The organism is Phenylobacterium sp. Root700, from assembly GCF_001429025.1.
Taxonomy (GTDB): Bacteria; Pseudomonadota; Alphaproteobacteria; order Caulobacterales; family Caulobacteraceae; genus Phenylobacterium.
In genome coordinates, this window is record NZ_LMHT01000005.1 from 46189 (window position 1) to 61045 (window position 14857).

Consider the following 14857-nt stretch of genomic DNA (forward strand, 5'->3'; position numbering starts at 1 on the left):
AGCATCGTGGGAAGGGGATTTAGGCCGCCGCCACCTGCTTCACGCGGCCCGATGTCGCCGCCCAGAAGATCGCGCCGATGACCGCCACGGCCATGGCCGCCGTGGTCAGGGCCGGGGCGCTGTAGTTGGTCAGCATCGCGCCGCCCAGACCGCCGCCCAGGCCCTGGCCGAAGGACGCCGCCGAGCCGTTGAGGGCCAGGGCCATCGGGGCCGCGGTCGGCAGGGCCTCCACCAGCCGGGTCTGGACGACCGGCATGATCGAGAACAGCGCCGTCGCCGCGATCAGGATCGCCAGGCAGACCACGGCGTAGGTGGCCGCGCCCTCCGGCGCGCCGCCGAGCAGTTCAAGCTCGTGCAGGCCTGCCCCAACGGCCAGGGCCAGGAAGCCGAGCGCGACCGACAGGCCGCCCTTGCCGCGGTCGGCGCTACGGCCGCCGAGCCAGAGGCCGACGAAGCTGCCGACCCCGATCACCAGCTGGAAGGCCCCGACGCCCGCGCCGGTGATCCCGGTCTGCAGGCGGATGATCGGGGCGATATAGGTCGAGATGGTCATGTTGGCCCCGAAGGCCAGGAAGGTCGCGGCCCAGAGCGGCGCGGCGACGCCGATGGCGAGCTTGCCGCCCCGCATCGGGGCCGGGGCCTCGACGCGCGGGATGAAGACGGCGACGGCGGCGAAGGCGATGACCGAGAGCAGGGCCGAGAGCGCGAAGGTCGAGCGCCAGCCGAGCGCCGCGCCGACCACGCTGCCCAGCGGGATGCCCAGCAGGAAGGCGATGGTCATGCCGCCCATCACCGTGGCCATGGCCGATCCGCGCCGCTCGGGCGGGACCAGGCTGGCGGCCATGGTCGAGGCGGCGGGGCCGGCCAGGGCGGCGATCCCGCCGAGGATGGCGCGCAGCACCAGCAGCTGGCTGAAATTGGCCGCGAACATGCAGAGCAGGCTGAAGACGACAGCGGCGCCCAGCGCTGTCAGCAGCACCGCCTTACGCTCCCGGCGGCCCAGCAGCATGGCCAGCGGCGGGCCGGCCAGGGCCGAGGTCAGCACATAGGCGGTCTGGAGCTGCCCCACCGCGCCGGTGGAGACGCCGAGGTCGACGGCCATGGATTCCAGCAGGCCTGCGAAAATGAAGGCGCTGGATCCGAATGAGAATGTTGAAAGGGCTAAAACAAATACGCGTGGGTTCATGCGGCCTGAGCTTCGACGTCAACGTCCTCGAAGTCGACCGAGTTCTTCTCTTCGCCGCGTGAGAGAAGCCAGTAGGTCACCGGGGTCGCGACGCGGCTGAGGAAGGTCGAGGTGACCAGCCCGCCGATGATGGCGATGGCCAGCGGCGAGTAGAGGCCCGAGCCTTCCAGGGCCAGCGGCAGCAGTCCGCCGATGGCGGTGACCGAAGTCAGCAGCACGGGGAGGAAGCGCACCTCGCCGGCTTTCTCGAGGGCCTCGCGCAGGCCCATGCCGCCCTTGCGGAGCTGTTCGGTGAAGTCGACCAGCAGGATCGAATTCTTGATCTCGATGCCGATGAGGGCGATCAGGCCGATGGTGGCGGTGAAGGACAGCGAGTGGCCGGTCAGCCACAGCGCGGCGACCGCGCCGAACAGGCCGAGCGGGATGACGCCGGCCACCACCAGGGCGGTGCGGAACTTGCCGAATTCCAGCACCAGGATCGCCAGGATGCCGAAGATCGCCACCAGGATCGCCGCGCCGAGGCCGGCGAAGCTCTGCGACTGGGCCTCGGCCTCGCCGCCCATCGACAGGCGGTAGCCGGCCGGAAGCGGCAGGTCCTTGGCGAGCCTGGCCTGGACGTCGGCGGCGACCTTGGAGGTCAGGTGGCCGGTCTGGACGTAGGAGGTGACGGTCACTGTCCGCTCGCGGTCGTAGCGGGTGATGCGCGCCGGGCTCGACCGGAACCGGGGTTCGGCGACGGCCGACAGCGGCGTGGACTGGCCGTTCTGGGTTGGGACATAGACCTGGGCCAAGGCCGAGAGTTCGTTGCGGCCCTCCATCGGCAGGCGGACCCGCACCGGATAGTCGTCGCCGTCAGGGTCGCGGTAGCGGGCGGCGTCCTCGCCCGACAGCGCCAGGCGGGCGGTGCGGCGCGCGCCGCCGGCCGGCACGCCGAGGGCGGCGGCCTTGGCCTCGTCGACGCCAAGGTCGATGTCGGTGCGGTCGAGGCGCAGGGGGTTTTCGATGTCGCGGGTTCCGGGCGTCGCCTTCATGACCTGCTCGGCGCGGGCGGCCAGGGCCTTCAGGACATCCAGGTTTTCGCCGGTGATGCGCACGGCGACGGGCGCCTCGATGGGCGGGCCGTTCTCGAAGGTGACGATGCTGATCCGCGCGCCGGGATAGCGGGCGAAGTCGGCGCGCAAGCGGTCGAGCACCGTCTCGCTCTTGCCCGGCTCCCAGGCCTTCAGCGAGGCGAAGACCTCGGCGTAGCTGGTCTGGGTCTCGCGCTGTTGCTGGTTGTAGAAGATCTGCGGATTGCCGCGCCCGAGATTGGCGGCGCTCCAGGTGATCTGCGGCGTGGCGGCCAGGCGCTTTTCGACATAGCGCAGCGCCTGGTCGGTCTTGGCGAGCGCCGTGCCGTCGGCGGTCTCGATGCGGACCAGGAACTGCGGGGTCTCGGCGGGCGGGAACAGGCTCGACCCGATGGCGCCTAGCAGCGGCACGGTGGTGGCGCAGATCGCCGCGATGATCGCGAAGGCGGCCCAGGGGCGGGCCAGGGCGCGGTGCAGGACCGGGGTGTAGAAGCGGTGGATGGCGCCGTTGACCGCGCGCAGGATGGCGTTGCCCTCCGGGTCCTCGTTGCGCGACAGCATCCGGCTGGCCAGGAACGGGATGATGGTCAGGGCCACCACTAGCGAGGCGCCGACCGTGCAGAGCACCGTCACCGGCAGCGAGCGGATATAGGCGCCCGAACCGCCGGGCAGGGCCAGCAGCGGCAGGAAGGCGAACATCAAGGTGGCGGTGCAGCCGATGACGGCGAGCGTGATCTGGCGCGTGCCGTTGATGGCGGCGTCGAACCGGCTGGCGCCCTCGCGCAGGTGGCGGGCGATGTTCTCGGTGACGACGATGGAGTCGTCGACCAGCAGGCCCAGGCTCAGCACGAAGCCGGCGATGGCGAGCTGGTTCACCGTGAAGCCGAGCGCCTGGAGCATAGCCAGGCCGATCAGCAGCGACAGCGGGATCGACAGCATCACCACTCCGCCGGCCCGCAGGCCGAGCGGCAACAGGGTGACCATGACGATGGCCAGGGCCAGGCCGAAGTCGCGGAACAGCCGCGAGAGGCGATGCTCGACATTCTTGGCCTGGACGAAGCCGGTCTCCAGCTTGACCCCGGCGGGCAGCACCTTCTCGAAGTCGGCCAACGCGGCTTCGACGCCCTTGGTGACCTTGGCGACGTCGGCGCCGTCTTTCTGGGCGACGGTGACGAAGACCGCGCGCTGGCCGTTGAAGCGGGCCAGGTGGCTGGCCTCCTGTTCGGCCCAGGTGACGGTGGCGACGTCCTTGACGCGGACCACCTGGCCGTCGATGGCGCGGACAGGGGTGTCGGCCACGGTGGCGAGGTCGCGGAAGGCCCCGCCGGCCTTGACGTTAAAGCGTCGGTCGCCGGCGTGGGCCGCGCCGATGGGCGTCTCGGCGCCGGCCGCGCGCAGGGCGTCGGCGACAGCGGTGGGCGGCAGTTGCAGGGCGGCCAGGCGGGGCAGGTCGACGGCGACCCGCACCTCGGAGGTCGGCGCCCCCCAATAGCGGGCCTCGCGCACGCCGGGCGTCCGGTCGAGCCGTTCGCGCAGGCGGTCGGCCAGTTTCTCCAGCCTGCGCATCGGCAAGTGGTCGCTAACCAGGGCGACCTGGACGATGGCGACCTCGGTGGTGCGGGCGCGGCGGATCTCCAGACGGGCGAGGCCGGCCGGCAGGTTGGGGCGCAGGGCGTTCACCTCGCGCACGACCTCGTCGTACTTGCGCTCCGGATTGACGCTCCAGTCGAACTCGACGGCGACCACGGCCGCGCCGTCGAGGCTGGTGGATGTGATCTTGGCGACGTCGTCCAGGCCGTCGAGGGCGTCCTCGATCGGGTCGGCGACCAGTTGCTCCATCTCGGCGGGCTCGGCGCCCGGCAACACGGCGTGGACGATGATGATGGGCATCGGGAAGTGGGGGTCTTCCGAGCGCGGCGTGGTCATCAGGGCGTTGACGCCCAGCATGGCCAGCAGCCCGAAGGCGACCAGGGTGAACTGCCAGTTGCGGACCGCGAAGGCGGCGATGTCGAACCTCATCGCGCGGCTCCGGCGCTCGCCATCTCCAGCCGCTTCGGATCGACGACCTGGACCTTCTCGCCGTCGCCGACGAAGCCGGCCCCGGCGGTGATCACCCGCGCCTGAGGCGGCAGGCCGGCGATCAAGGCGTCGTCGCCATCGAAGCCGCCGAAGGTCACCGCGCGGCGGCGGGCCACGTCTTTGTCGACCACCAGCACGAAGGCCTGCTTGTCCTTGGCCTCCAGGATCGCCTCGGCGGGCACGCGGGACATGCCCGGCGTGGCCGAGGCGGCGACGGTGATCTGGGCGGTCGCCACCTGGCCCGAGCGCAGCGGGTGGGTCCCGATCAGCTCGATCTCGACATCCACGGCCCCGGTCTGGGGGCCGGCCCGCTCACCTACCCGGGTGACACGTCCGGGCACGACGGTGGGGAGACCGTCGATACGCACGCTGGCGCTCTGGCCGACGCGGACGCGGGACACGTCGCGATCGGCCAGGGGCGCGCGCAGGGTGAGCGGGCTGGTTTCATCGGCGATGCGCAGCACCGCCTGTCCCGGTTGAACGACTTCGCCGGCCTGGGCGGTGCGTTGCAGCACTACGCCGCTGGCCGGAGCGATGAGACGCGCCCAGCGGCGGTCGAAGGCCGCCGCGCCGGCGCCGGCCTGGGCGGCGCGCAGGGCGCTCTTGCGGTCATCCAGGCGCTGGCCGGAGACGAAGCCCTTCTCGAACAGGGTCTGGTCGCGGGCGAGGTCGCGGCGGGCGCGTTCGACCTCGACGCCGGCGCGGACCTCGGCGGCGGCGACCCCGGCCGGGTCGATGCTGGCCAGCACCTGGCCGGCGCGCACGACATCGCCGTCATCGACATTGAGGGCGGTGATTACGCCGGGGATGCGGAAGGACAGCGTCATCTCGCGGCGGCGTTCCAGCGGGCCGGTGGCGACCAGCACCGATCCGTCGGCGGGGCTGCGCACCGCGACGGCCTCGACCGAGGGCGGCGGCGGGGCCTGCGCAACCTTGTCGGCTTTGCCGCAAGCGGCGGTGGCGGCCAAGCTGATGGCCGCCACCGCACCGGCGCGAACGAGGCGTGGTCTCTGAAAACGCCCAATACGCACCGGTATCTCCTGTAACCAATCAGTGATAGGTGATCAGTGATCGATAATGTGGGATTGTCAAGCCGGTGGGGCTCATGACAGGCATGCAGGGATGAATACGTCCGGCTCACGTTCACCCCGCAAGGCCAAGGGCCAGGGGGCGGAGCGGCGCGAGGAGATCCTCGCCGCCGCGCTGAAACTGTTCACGGAATTCGGGCCCTACGCGGTCTCGACGCGGCAGATCGCCCAGGCGGTCGGGATCTCGCAGCCGACGCTCTACGCCTATTTCCCGACCAAGGACGACATCGGCCGAGAGCTGCACGGGCGCGCCTTCGCCCTGTTGGCGCAGAGCTTGGCGGACGGTGACCGGGGGCCGATCGAGACGCCCGAATGCCTGATGCAGATGCTGCGGATCTATATCGACTTCGGCCTGAAGCACCCGGAGATGTACCGGATCGCCTTCATGTCCGAGAGCGTGCAGATCAAGGCGTGGTGGAAGCCCCAGGACGTGACGCTCTCACCGGAGACCCAGTCGACCTACGGGGTGCTGTTCCGGGAACTGGCCGAACTGCACGGTCGGGGGCTGACGATCGATGTCGAGCCGTCGGCCCTGACCCAGAGCGTCTGGTCCAGCATGCATGGGCTGGTGTCGCTGCTGATCGCCAAGCCGGGCTTCCCGTGGGTGGAGCGCGATTTGCTGATCTCCAGCCATCTCAAGCTGATGGCGCGGGGTGTGTGGAAAGCCTGATCAGCACTCGACCATGTTGACGGCGAGACCGCCCAGCGAGGTCTCCTTGTAGATCTCGCTCATGTCCTCGCCGGTGCGCTTCATGGTGGCGATCACCTTGTCGAGCGAGACGGTGTGCTGGCCGTCGCCCAGCAGCGCCAGGCGCGAGGCGTCGATGGCCTTCACCGCGCCCATGGCGTTGCGTTCGATGCAGGGGATCTGGACCAGGCCGCCGATCGGATCGCAGGTGAGGCCGAGGTTGTGCTCCATGCCGATCTCGGCGGCGTTCTCGATCTGCTGGTTGGTGCCGCCCAGCGCCGCGGTCAGGCCGGCGGCGGCCATCGAGCAGGCCACGCCCACCTCGCCCTGGCAGCCGACCTCGGCGCCAGAGATCGAGGCGTTGCGCTTGTAGAGCGCGCCGATGGCGGCGGCGGTCAGCAGGAAGGTGCGCCGCCCCTCGGCGTCGCCGCGATAGAAGCGGTCGTAGTAGCGCAGCACCGCCGGCAGCAGGCCGGCCGCGCCGTTGGTCGGGGCGGTGACCACGCGGCCGCCGGAGGCGTTCTCCTCGTTGACCGCCAGAGCCCAGAGATTGACCCAGTCGAGGGCGGCGAGCGGGTCGGAGATGTTGCGTTCGACCTTGCTCATCAGTTCGGCGAGGATCTGGCGGGCGCGGCGGCGGACGTTCAGCCCGCCCGGCAGGCAGCCCTCCTGGCGCACGCCGCGGTCGATGCAGGCCTCCATGGCCGTAAAGATCGCGTCGAGGCCGGCGTTCACCTCACCCGGGCTGCGGATCGCTGTCTCGTTGGCGAACATCAGCTCGGCGATGGTCATGCCCGCCGCCTCGGCCTGAGCGAGCAGTTCGGCGCCGGACGCAAAGGGATGGGGCAGCGGCACGGCGCGGATCGGGGCGGCGTTGGCGGCCATCTCGTCCTCGTCGACGACAAATCCTCCGCCTACGGAGAAATAGAGCCGCTCGACCAGCAGGCTCTCGCCGGCGAAGGCCCGGAACACCACGGCGTTGGGGTGCTGGGGGACGCGCGTGCGGCCTTGCCAGAGAATGTCCCGCGTCTCGTCGAAGCCGATCTGCGGGCCTTCGGGGCCGAGTTTCAGCAGGCCGCCGGCGCGGATCGCCTCCAGGGCGGCGTCGGCCGCGTCGGGGTCGATGGTGGCCGGGGTGAAGCCGGCCAGGCCCAGGATCACCGCTCGGTCGGTGGCGTGCCCCCGGCCGGTCAGGGCCAGCGAGGCGTAGAGCGCGATCTCGACCCGCGTGGTTCGGGCCAGCAGTCCTAGGCCGGCCAGCCGCTCCAGGAAGCGAGCGCCGGCGGTCATCGGACCCATGGTGTGCGAGCTCGACGGCCCCACGCCCAACTTGAACAGATCGAACGCGCTGGTCATGGCCTGTTGGTACGGCATTGCGCGAACCACGCCAAGGCGGGGCATGCGATGGTTGTGGGCGGCCCCGGGCGTGACGCTTCGGCGCATTTTCGCTAGGGGTTGGGCATGACCTGTCCCCTGACCTCCCGCCTGGCGACGCCGGCCGATATCCCCGTCCTGAAGGTGCTGATGGAGCGGGCCATCAGTCAGCTGCTGCCGGCGTTTCTGTCGCCGGAGGAGGTGGCCGCCTCGCACGAGGTCATGGGCCTGGACACCCAGCTGATCGCCGACGGGACCTATTTCCTGGTCGAGGCGGATGGCCAGATCGCCGGCTGCGGCGGCTGGAGCCGGCGCGCGACCCTGTTCGGCGGCGACCACACCAGCGGGCGCGACGCCGCGCTGCTCGATCCGGCGACGCAGGCCGCTCGGGTGCGGGCGATGTACACCGACCCGGCCTTCACCCGGCGCGGCGTCGGCCGGCTGATCCTGGCGCTGTGCGAGGAGAAGGCCGGGGCCGAGGGCTTCAAGACCTGCGAGATGGCCGCGACCCTGGGCGGGGAGCCGCTCTACGCCGCTTGCGGCTATCACCGGATCGAGCCGTTCGAGGCGGAGACCTCCACCGGCCTGCGCGTGCCGCTGGTGCGGATGGGCAAGGCGATCTGAGGACGCGCAGCGGCGCACAGGGATGGGGCGGCCCTTGCGGGCCGCCCGCCGGTTTCAGAAGGTGAAGCTGAGCTTCGAATAGTAGTAGCCGCCGTTGATCCCGAAGGGCGAGAACGTCGGGTACTGGGTCACGTGGGCGCTGTTGTTGGTCTGGAAATACTCGTCGCGCAGCTGCTGGTTCACCCTGTCCGGATAGGTGTTGAACAGGTTGTTGGCGCCGACCGCGAGCTTGATCTGGTCGGTGACCTTGTAGGAGACCTCCAGGTCGGTGATGAAGGTCGCGTCGATCTTGGTCTTGTAATAGACCGCGCCGGTCCGGCTGGTGAGTCCGGACGACGGGCCATAGAGGGCCTGGCGCAGGTTCACCGACAGCTTGTCCCAGGTCCAGAGCGCGCCGGCGACGAAGCGGTACTTCGGCGAGGCGTCTTCCAGGTTGGCGATGGTCGTCGGGCTGAACAGCGACGCGCCGGCCAGCTGGGCCGGAGGCGCGGCGATCTTGGTCACCTTGGTCGCATTGTAGTTGGCGGTCAGCGACCACTGCACGGAGCCGTAGTCGGCGAAGTCCGATGAAGCGGTCAGGACCATTTCGGCGCCGCGGGTCCGGGTGTCCAGACCGTTGGTGAAGATGGTGATCCCGGTCTGGGTGACGGTGGGATCCAGGACATTGCCGTTGGCCAGGATGGCGTCGCGGACAGCGGCCAGGTTGAGCGCGCCGCCGGAGCCGAACAGAGAGCCCGACCCGACGATCCGGTCCTCGACGGTGATCTGGTAGGCGTCGAAGGTGATCGTGACGCCGCCGCCTGGATGGGCGACGAAGCCGCCGCTGAAGTTGGTGGATTTCTCGGGGTCGAGGCCGTCGATACCGACCAGTCGGGCGGCGGCCGAGTTGGGCGGGAGCTGCACGAACGCCGCCGTGGGCGAAACGTTGGTCGCCGAATAGAACGACTCGGCCAGGGTCGGCGCGCGGAACCCGGTGCTGGCCGTGCCGCGAACGGCGAAGGCGTCGTTGAAGTCGTATCGCGCCGTACCCTTGACGACGGTGGTCTCGCCGAAGTCGCTGAAGTGCTCGTAGCGGATGGCGGCGTCGAGCTTCAGCGCCTCGATCGGGGAGAGCGCGCCATTGGCGTAGATCGCCCAGTTCTCACGGCTGTGGGCGCCGGCGTCGGTGAGCGCGAAGCCCGGATAGGACTGCGAGCCTTCCTTGTAGCGCGAGGCCGGGTCGCCCGGCTTGATCTCATACTCCTCGCGCCGGTACTCGGCGCCGAACGCCATGTTGAGCGGCTGGGCCATGCCGACGTCGTATTCCCGCGAAACGTCGAGGGTCGTGGTCCACTGGCTGGCCATGAAGTCGCCGGCGTGGAAGTCGCTGGGCGAGTAGCCCGACGTCGTCGCCGTCGAGGTGTCGATATAGAGCGAGCGGTTGAAGGAGTTGAGGACGTTGATCCCGATCTCGTCGCGGCCGTAGGTGGTGGAGAGATCCCAGTTCCAGGTGTCGGCGATCATCCCCTTGATGCCGGCGGACATGGCGTAGTCGGTCTCCTCCAGCGCCATCTTCGGGCTGAAGCCGAAGGGGCGGGGAACCGTTCCGTCCTTGCCCACGACCAGGTTGGGGACCCGGTAGTTTTCGAAGGCCGCGCCGTACTTCACCCCGTAGGTGCCGAAGCTGTAGACCTCGAGATTGTCGGAGATCTCGTAGCCGGCGTTGAAGGAAAAGATGTTGAGCCGGTACTCGGCGTCGCCGGCGATCTGGTTCATGTACGGATAGTCGGCGGCGTTCGCGATCTGCGGATAGCGCGACAGCCGGGAGGTCGAGGCGGTGTTGAACGGCGTATTCAGCACCCGGGGATCGACGTCGCCCCGGAAGGTGTGGTCGTGCCAGCGGCTTTCCAGGGTGAGGTTCAGATAGGCGCCGTCGATGGGGGTGATCCCCAGGTTGGCGGTGACGTCGCCGGTCAGGCCGCCGCCGTCCATGTACTTGCCGCCGGACAGCACGATGGAGCCGCCGTCGGGGTCGTCCTTCAAGATGATGTTGATGACGCCGGCGATGGCGTCGGTGCCGTACTGGGCCGCGGCCCCGTCCTGCAGGACCTCGATGTGGCTGACCGCGCCGAGTGGAATGAAGTTCAGGTCGGCGGTGGCGCCGCCCTGGAACGGTCCGCCCAGCACCGCCAGGTTGCTGGTGCCGTGCCGGCGCTTGCCGTTGATCAGCACCAGGGCGTGGTTGGGGCTGAGGCCGCGCAGCTTGGCCGACAGCGTCAGGTTCGCCGCGTCGCCGCCGAACGCCTGGGCGTTGAAGGACGGGATGTTCTGGGCGATCGCCTGGATCAGGTCCGACTGAGCGACCCGTTGCAGCGCGGTTTCGTCGAGCACCTGGATGGGCGCCGGGCTGTCGATGGCCCGCAGTCCGGTGGTGCGCGTGCCGGTGACGATCAGCACGTCGAGCTCGGCCGCCGCGGCGGTGGTGGTCTGCGCGCTGGCCGCGCCAGTCGCAAATAGAGTCGCGAGAGAGACGCCCGCGAGCAGTCCGATACGCATGGTTTTTCTCATCTTTTATTGCCCCCACAACAAGGCGAACCAAAGCGGCCGCCGGTCTTCACAGCCCCGGTTTCAGGTTCGAATTCAGAGGTCTGGGCTCAAGCAATCGCGACCTGTCGCGCCAATGCGCGCAGTTTGTGTCGTCGAAAACTAAGTTGACTAACGCCTGTATATTTTTGGCGTCGACTCATGAGTCGTATATGTCGCAACAATATAGCGACGGAACGATCTCGTACGCATAACCATGCCGATCACTCCCGATATAGTGGAGTTAGGCCCGGCCTGTTTGTTTCCTCGGAAGTCATATTTTGTATTTTTACAATATGCCTTCGATCCACAATCGGCGTGGATGCATATGAAAGCTGTATAAGGCTCGACATGAAATTTTGGACATGTCAACGCGGCCACCCCGTCAGGAGTTGTGCGGCGATATCTGCGTGATTGATGGTTGCTATCTGAGCAATGTGGCGAGTTTCGCCGCTGAAATTTTGTTCATGACCAGGCGGCGGAGGTGGTTGTTGGAAAGTGCCGTGCATCGGGTGCGGAATATTGAGGCCCCGGCGCCCCAAGTTTGATCAAACCACGGGCGATTGCACCTGAACCGGCGCAGGGCGCTTGAAGCCGGTCCCCGCGCAGTCGGTCATGGCGGCCTTGGTGGTCGTTCGGGGATTTGAGTGATGGGGATTAGTCGACGTCTTTTCCTGCACCGGGTGGGTGCGACTGGCGGCTATGGCGCCGCCTATTCCGCGATGCGGACCCTGGGTCTGATGGGGGCTGTGGCCTCGGCCGCGACGCCGGCCATGGCGGCCGACGCCGGGCGCGGCAAACGGGTGGTCATCCTGGGCGGCGGCATCGCCGGACTGGTCTGCGCCTACGAACTGGAGCGGGCGGGATATTCGGTGACGCTGCTGGAGGCGCGCGACCGGCTCGGCGGGCGCAACTGGACGCTGCGCAACGGCTCGAAGGTGGAGATGGTGGGCGAGCAGACCCAGACGGTCTCGTTCGCCGACGGCCTCTATATGAACGCTGGGCCGGCCCGGATTCCCAGCCATCACCAGGGCCTGCTGTCCTATTGCGAAAAGCTCGGCGTGCCGCTGGAGGTGGAGATCAATTCCAGCCGCAGCGCCTATCTCTGGGCCGAGGGCGGCAAGCGGCTACAGATGCGCCAGGGGGTGAACGACACCCGCGGCTATATTTCCGAGCTGCTGGCCAAGGCGGTCAACAAAGGCTCGCTCGATCAGGACCTGTCGCTGCAGGACAAGGAAAAGCTGCTGCCGTTCCTGAAGGCCTATGGCGACCTCACCGACGACATGGCCTTCAAGGGCACTGAGCGCTCGGGTCTGACGCAGGCGCCGGGCGCGGCCGACCAGTTCGCCAAGGCGCGTGATCCGGCCGCGTTCCGCGACCTGATCAACCACCCGCAGTTGGGCGCGACCCTGTTTGAAGACAACATCAACATGCAGGCGACGATGTTCCAGCCGGTCGGCGGCATGGACCAGATCCCCGCCGGCTTCGAGCGCGCAATCAAGAGCCCGATCATCAAGAACGCCGAGGTCACCGAGATCCGCGCCGACGGCAAGGGCGTGAAGGTCACCTATCGCGACCGGGTGAGCGGCAAGACCCAGGTGGCGGAGGGCGACTACACGATCATCACCCTGCCGCTCGCCCTGCTGGCCAAGATCGACAACAATTTCGGCAAGGAGGTGAAGAGCGCCATCGCCTCGGTGCCCAACGACTTCTCCAACAAGATCGGCTTCGACTCGCCGCGCTTCTGGGAGAAGGAGCAGATCTATGGCGGGCTCTCCTTCGTGGGCGGCGACACCAGCCTGGTCTGGTATCCGTCCAACGGTCTGCACACCGCGCGCGGCATGCTGCTCGCCTGCTACGGATCGGGTCCGCGCGCCGAGGCCTTCGCCAAACGCCCGATGGCCGAGCAGATCGCCATCGCGCGCGGCGTGGTCGGTAAGCTGCATCCCGGCCACGAGGGCGAACTGACCAATCCGGTGGTGGTCAACTGGAGCAAGATCCCCTTCAACATGGGGCCGTGGCCGCGTTGGGGCGAGCGGGGCGGCGCGCAGGAGGGCCATTTCGATTCGGCCGAGTACCGCCTGCTGAACCAGCCGCACGGCCGCGTCCATTTTTCGGGCGCCCATCTCAGCCAGACGCCCGGTTGGCAGGAGGGCGCGATCTTCTCGGCCCAACGCACCATCGCCGCCCTCACCGGCCAGGTGAAGGACCGGGCGGTGGTGGAAACGCGCGACGCCGCTTGATCTGCGACGACATTATCGGCCCAATAGCCAAGTCCATTCATAGGAATTGAGTTCATGCGAAAGTTCATCCTGCCCGCCGCCCTGCTGGCGTTGGCGGCGGCCACCCCGGCCGCGGCCCAGGTCAAGCGGATCGGCGCGCCGACCTCGCCCATTCTGCAGGCGGTGGTCGTGCCGGCCGGAACCGACGTCATGTACGTCAGCGGCATCACGCCGCCGGCGCTGAACGCCGGGGCCCCGGCCGGAACGCCGGTCGAGTTCGGCGACACCAAGACCCAGACCATCGGCGTCCTGAAGCGGATCGAGGCCATCCTGGCGGCCGAGGGCCTGACCCACGGCGACGTCTTCATGATGCGGATCTTGCTGGTCGGCGATCCGGCCAAGGGCGGCAAGATGGACTTCGCCGGCATGATGGAGGGCTACAACCAGTTTTACGGAACCGCCGCCCAGCCGGGCAAGACCGCCCGCATCACCAGCCAGGTCGCCGCCCTGGTCGCGCCCGGCATGATGGTCGAGATCGAGGTCCAGGCCGCCAAGCCCAAGAAATGACCTGACGGTTTCGAGGTGGCGTCAGGCCGCAAAACCCTCTCATCTGTCGGCCGCGATTTCAGATGAGGGGGACCATGGGACCGCCGACCGACTTCCAGCCGCCGATGACGCCCGCCTTGGTCGTCCGCAAGGCCGCCCTGGAGCAGAACCTCGCGGCCATGCAGGGCCTGTGCGACGCCGCCGGCGTGAGACTGCGGGCGCATGGCAAGATGCACAAGTGCTCGACCCTGGGTCGCCGCCAAGTGGAGCTGGGGGCCGTGGGCCTGTGCTGCCAGACGGTGGGGGAGGCCGAGACCTTCGCCGCCGCCGGGATCGCCGACCTGCTGATCACCTCGCCGCCGGGCGCCTGGGGCGCGGCGCGTATCGCCGCCATCGCCAAGGGCGGGACGCGTATCGCCGTCGTGGCCGACGACGAGATCCAGATCGCGCGATTGTCAAAGGCGGCGGCCGAGGCCGGCGTCACCGTGGGGCTGGTGGTCGATATCGACCTGGGCACCCATCGCACCGGCGTTCCGCCTGAGCAGGTCGCCGCCTTGGCGAAGGTCGCGGCCGGTTCGCCGGGTCTCGAATATCGCGGGATCCAGGCCTATCTCGGCCACCTGCAGCACATGGCCGAATTGGACGAACGCCGCGCCGCCTGCGCCGTCACCCGCCAGCGGCTGGGCGCCTTGGTCGGCGAACTCACCGAGGCGGGGCTGAAGCCCGGCGTCGTCACCGGCGGCGGGACTGGCACCTATAGCGAGGACCTGGCCTCGGGCGTGTTCACCGAACTTCAGGCCGGCTCCTACGCCTTCATGGATGTGGAATACGAGGACTGCGGCGCGCCGGACGGCCAGGCCTGGGCCTTCTCCCAGGCGCTGTTCTTGGCCGCCAGCGTGGTCTCGGCCCGCCACAAGACCCACGCGGTCTGCGACCTGGGCCTCAAGGCGCACTCGGTCGACGGACCGCCGGCGCGGATCGCGGCCGGCGCCCCAAGCGGCGCGCGGTGGCGGCCGATGGGCGATGAGCATGGCGCGATCTTCCACCCGCAGATGATGGGCGTGCTGCGCGCGGCGGGCTCGGGCCCGCTGGCCTTCGCGAGCGCGATCTCCCAGACCGACGAGGACGCCGCCATCGCCTGGCCGACTGATGCGCCCAAGGTCGGCGACATCGTCTGGCTGCAGCCGGGCCACATCGACCCGACCATCAACCTTTATGACGCGATGTACGTGGTGGATGAGGCCGGCGGCGTCGAGGTCTGGCCGATCGACGCCCGGCGGACGGCGCGCTGAGCCCGCGAGGGGTTTTCCTCCCCGGCGCCGCGGCGTAGGGGAGGGGGACCACCGCCAGCCCCTGAGGACGCCATGAAGACCCGCGCCGCCGTCGCTTTCGAAGCCAAGAAGCCGCTGGAGATCGTG

Annotated in this window: 10 protein-coding genes; 5 read left to right on the top strand and 5 right to left on the bottom strand. The window is 68.8% G+C overall.

All coding sequences use genetic code 11. From position 1 onward, the window contains the following. Positions 1 to 19: 19 nt before the first annotated feature. Genes ASE02_RS01770 through ASE02_RS01780 form a run of 3 tightly spaced genes read right to left on the bottom strand, consistent with a single transcriptional unit; the run spans position 20 to position 5303 of the window. The gene (locus ASE02_RS01770) at positions 20 to 1186 is read right to left on the bottom strand and encodes an MFS transporter (RefSeq protein WP_082601823.1); all 1167 of its coding nucleotides are present in this window, start codon (positions 1184 to 1186) and stop codon (positions 20 to 22) included. Continuing rightward, positions 1183 to 4275, bottom strand: coding sequence for an efflux RND transporter permease subunit (locus tag ASE02_RS01775; RefSeq protein ID WP_056730557.1), 3093 nt, complete (start codon positions 4273 to 4275; stop codon positions 1183 to 1185). The genes ASE02_RS01770 and ASE02_RS01775 overlap by 4 nt, the downstream gene beginning before the upstream one ends. Continuing rightward, complete coding sequence (locus ASE02_RS01780; RefSeq protein ID WP_235536564.1) at positions 4272 to 5303, bottom strand: efflux RND transporter periplasmic adaptor subunit; 1032 nt, start codon at positions 5301 to 5303, stop codon at positions 4272 to 4274. Before ASE02_RS01780 ends, ASE02_RS01775 begins: the two co-directional genes overlap by 4 nt. 154 nt (positions 5304 to 5457) lie before the next feature. On the opposite strand from ASE02_RS01780, the gene ASE02_RS01785 reads away from it, so the two are divergent. Next, a complete protein-coding gene (locus ASE02_RS01785) occupies positions 5458 to 6093 on the top strand; it encodes a TetR/AcrR family transcriptional regulator (RefSeq protein ID WP_056730561.1) in 636 nt (211 codons plus the stop codon). On the opposite strand, the gene ASE02_RS01790 is transcribed toward ASE02_RS01785, so the two are convergent. Beyond that, positions 6094 to 7467, bottom strand: a complete 1374-nt coding sequence (locus tag ASE02_RS01790) for an L-serine ammonia-lyase (RefSeq protein WP_056730650.1) — start codon at positions 7465 to 7467, stop codon at positions 6094 to 6096. A 105-nt stretch (positions 7468 to 7572) separates the two neighbouring features. Here ASE02_RS01790 and ASE02_RS01795 point away from each other — a divergent pair, with 105 nt between their 5' ends. Next, on the top strand, positions 7573 to 8109 hold the full coding sequence (locus ASE02_RS01795; RefSeq protein WP_056730563.1) for a GNAT family N-acetyltransferase: 537 nt from the start codon (positions 7573 to 7575) through the stop codon (positions 8107 to 8109). Between the two features lie 54 nt (positions 8110 to 8163). Here ASE02_RS01795 and ASE02_RS01800 read toward each other — a convergent pair whose 3' ends face one another. Continuing rightward, positions 8164 to 10644: a TonB-dependent siderophore receptor gene (locus ASE02_RS01800; protein ID WP_235536565.1), complete on the bottom strand. Its 2481-nt coding sequence runs from the start codon at positions 10642 to 10644 to the stop codon at positions 8164 to 8166. A 677-nt stretch (positions 10645 to 11321) separates the two neighbouring features. Between ASE02_RS01800 and ASE02_RS01805 the strand changes: the two genes are divergently transcribed. From ASE02_RS01805 to ASE02_RS01815, 3 genes are all read left to right on the top strand, one after another. Further along, positions 11322 to 12914, top strand: a complete 1593-nt coding sequence (locus ASE02_RS01805) for a flavin monoamine oxidase family protein (protein ID WP_082601824.1) — start codon at positions 11322 to 11324, stop codon at positions 12912 to 12914. 54 nt (positions 12915 to 12968) lie between these two features. After that, positions 12969 to 13460 (top strand): RidA family protein, encoded by a 492-nt coding sequence (locus ASE02_RS01810; RefSeq protein ID WP_056730569.1) that lies wholly within the window; start codon positions 12969 to 12971, stop codon positions 13458 to 13460. A gap of 74 nt (positions 13461 to 13534) precedes the next feature. Next, positions 13535 to 14731 (top strand): alanine racemase, encoded by a 1197-nt coding sequence (locus ASE02_RS01815; protein WP_056730571.1) that lies wholly within the window; start codon positions 13535 to 13537, stop codon positions 14729 to 14731. Positions 14732 to 14857 lie beyond the last annotated feature (126 nt).

Bases quoted from the DNA above. Each gene is read 5' to 3' on its own strand.
- ASE02_RS01770 (WP_082601823.1), bottom strand. From the start codon at position 1,186: ATGAACCCACGCGTATTTGTTTTAGCCCTTTCAACATTCTCATTCGGA.
- ASE02_RS01775 (WP_056730557.1), bottom strand. From the start codon at position 4,275: ATGAGGTTCGACATCGCCGCCTTCGCGGTCCGCAACTGGCAGTTCACC.
- ASE02_RS01785 (WP_056730561.1), top strand. From the start codon at position 5,458: ATGAATACGTCCGGCTCACGTTCACCCCGCAAGGCCAAGGGCCAGGGG.
- ASE02_RS01790 (WP_056730650.1), bottom strand. From the start codon at position 7,467: ATGACCAGCGCGTTCGATCTGTTCAAGTTGGGCGTGGGGCCGTCGAGC.
- ASE02_RS01795 (WP_056730563.1), top strand. From the start codon at position 7,573: ATGACCTGTCCCCTGACCTCCCGCCTGGCGACGCCGGCCGATATCCCC.
- ASE02_RS01800 (WP_235536565.1), bottom strand. From the start codon at position 10,644: ATGCGTATCGGACTGCTCGCGGGCGTCTCTCTCGCGACTCTATTTGCG.
- ASE02_RS01805 (WP_082601824.1), top strand. From the start codon at position 11,322: ATGGGGATTAGTCGACGTCTTTTCCTGCACCGGGTGGGTGCGACTGGC.
- ASE02_RS01810 (WP_056730569.1), top strand. From the start codon at position 12,969: ATGCGAAAGTTCATCCTGCCCGCCGCCCTGCTGGCGTTGGCGGCGGCC.
- ASE02_RS01815 (WP_056730571.1), top strand. From the start codon at position 13,535: ATGGGACCGCCGACCGACTTCCAGCCGCCGATGACGCCCGCCTTGGTC.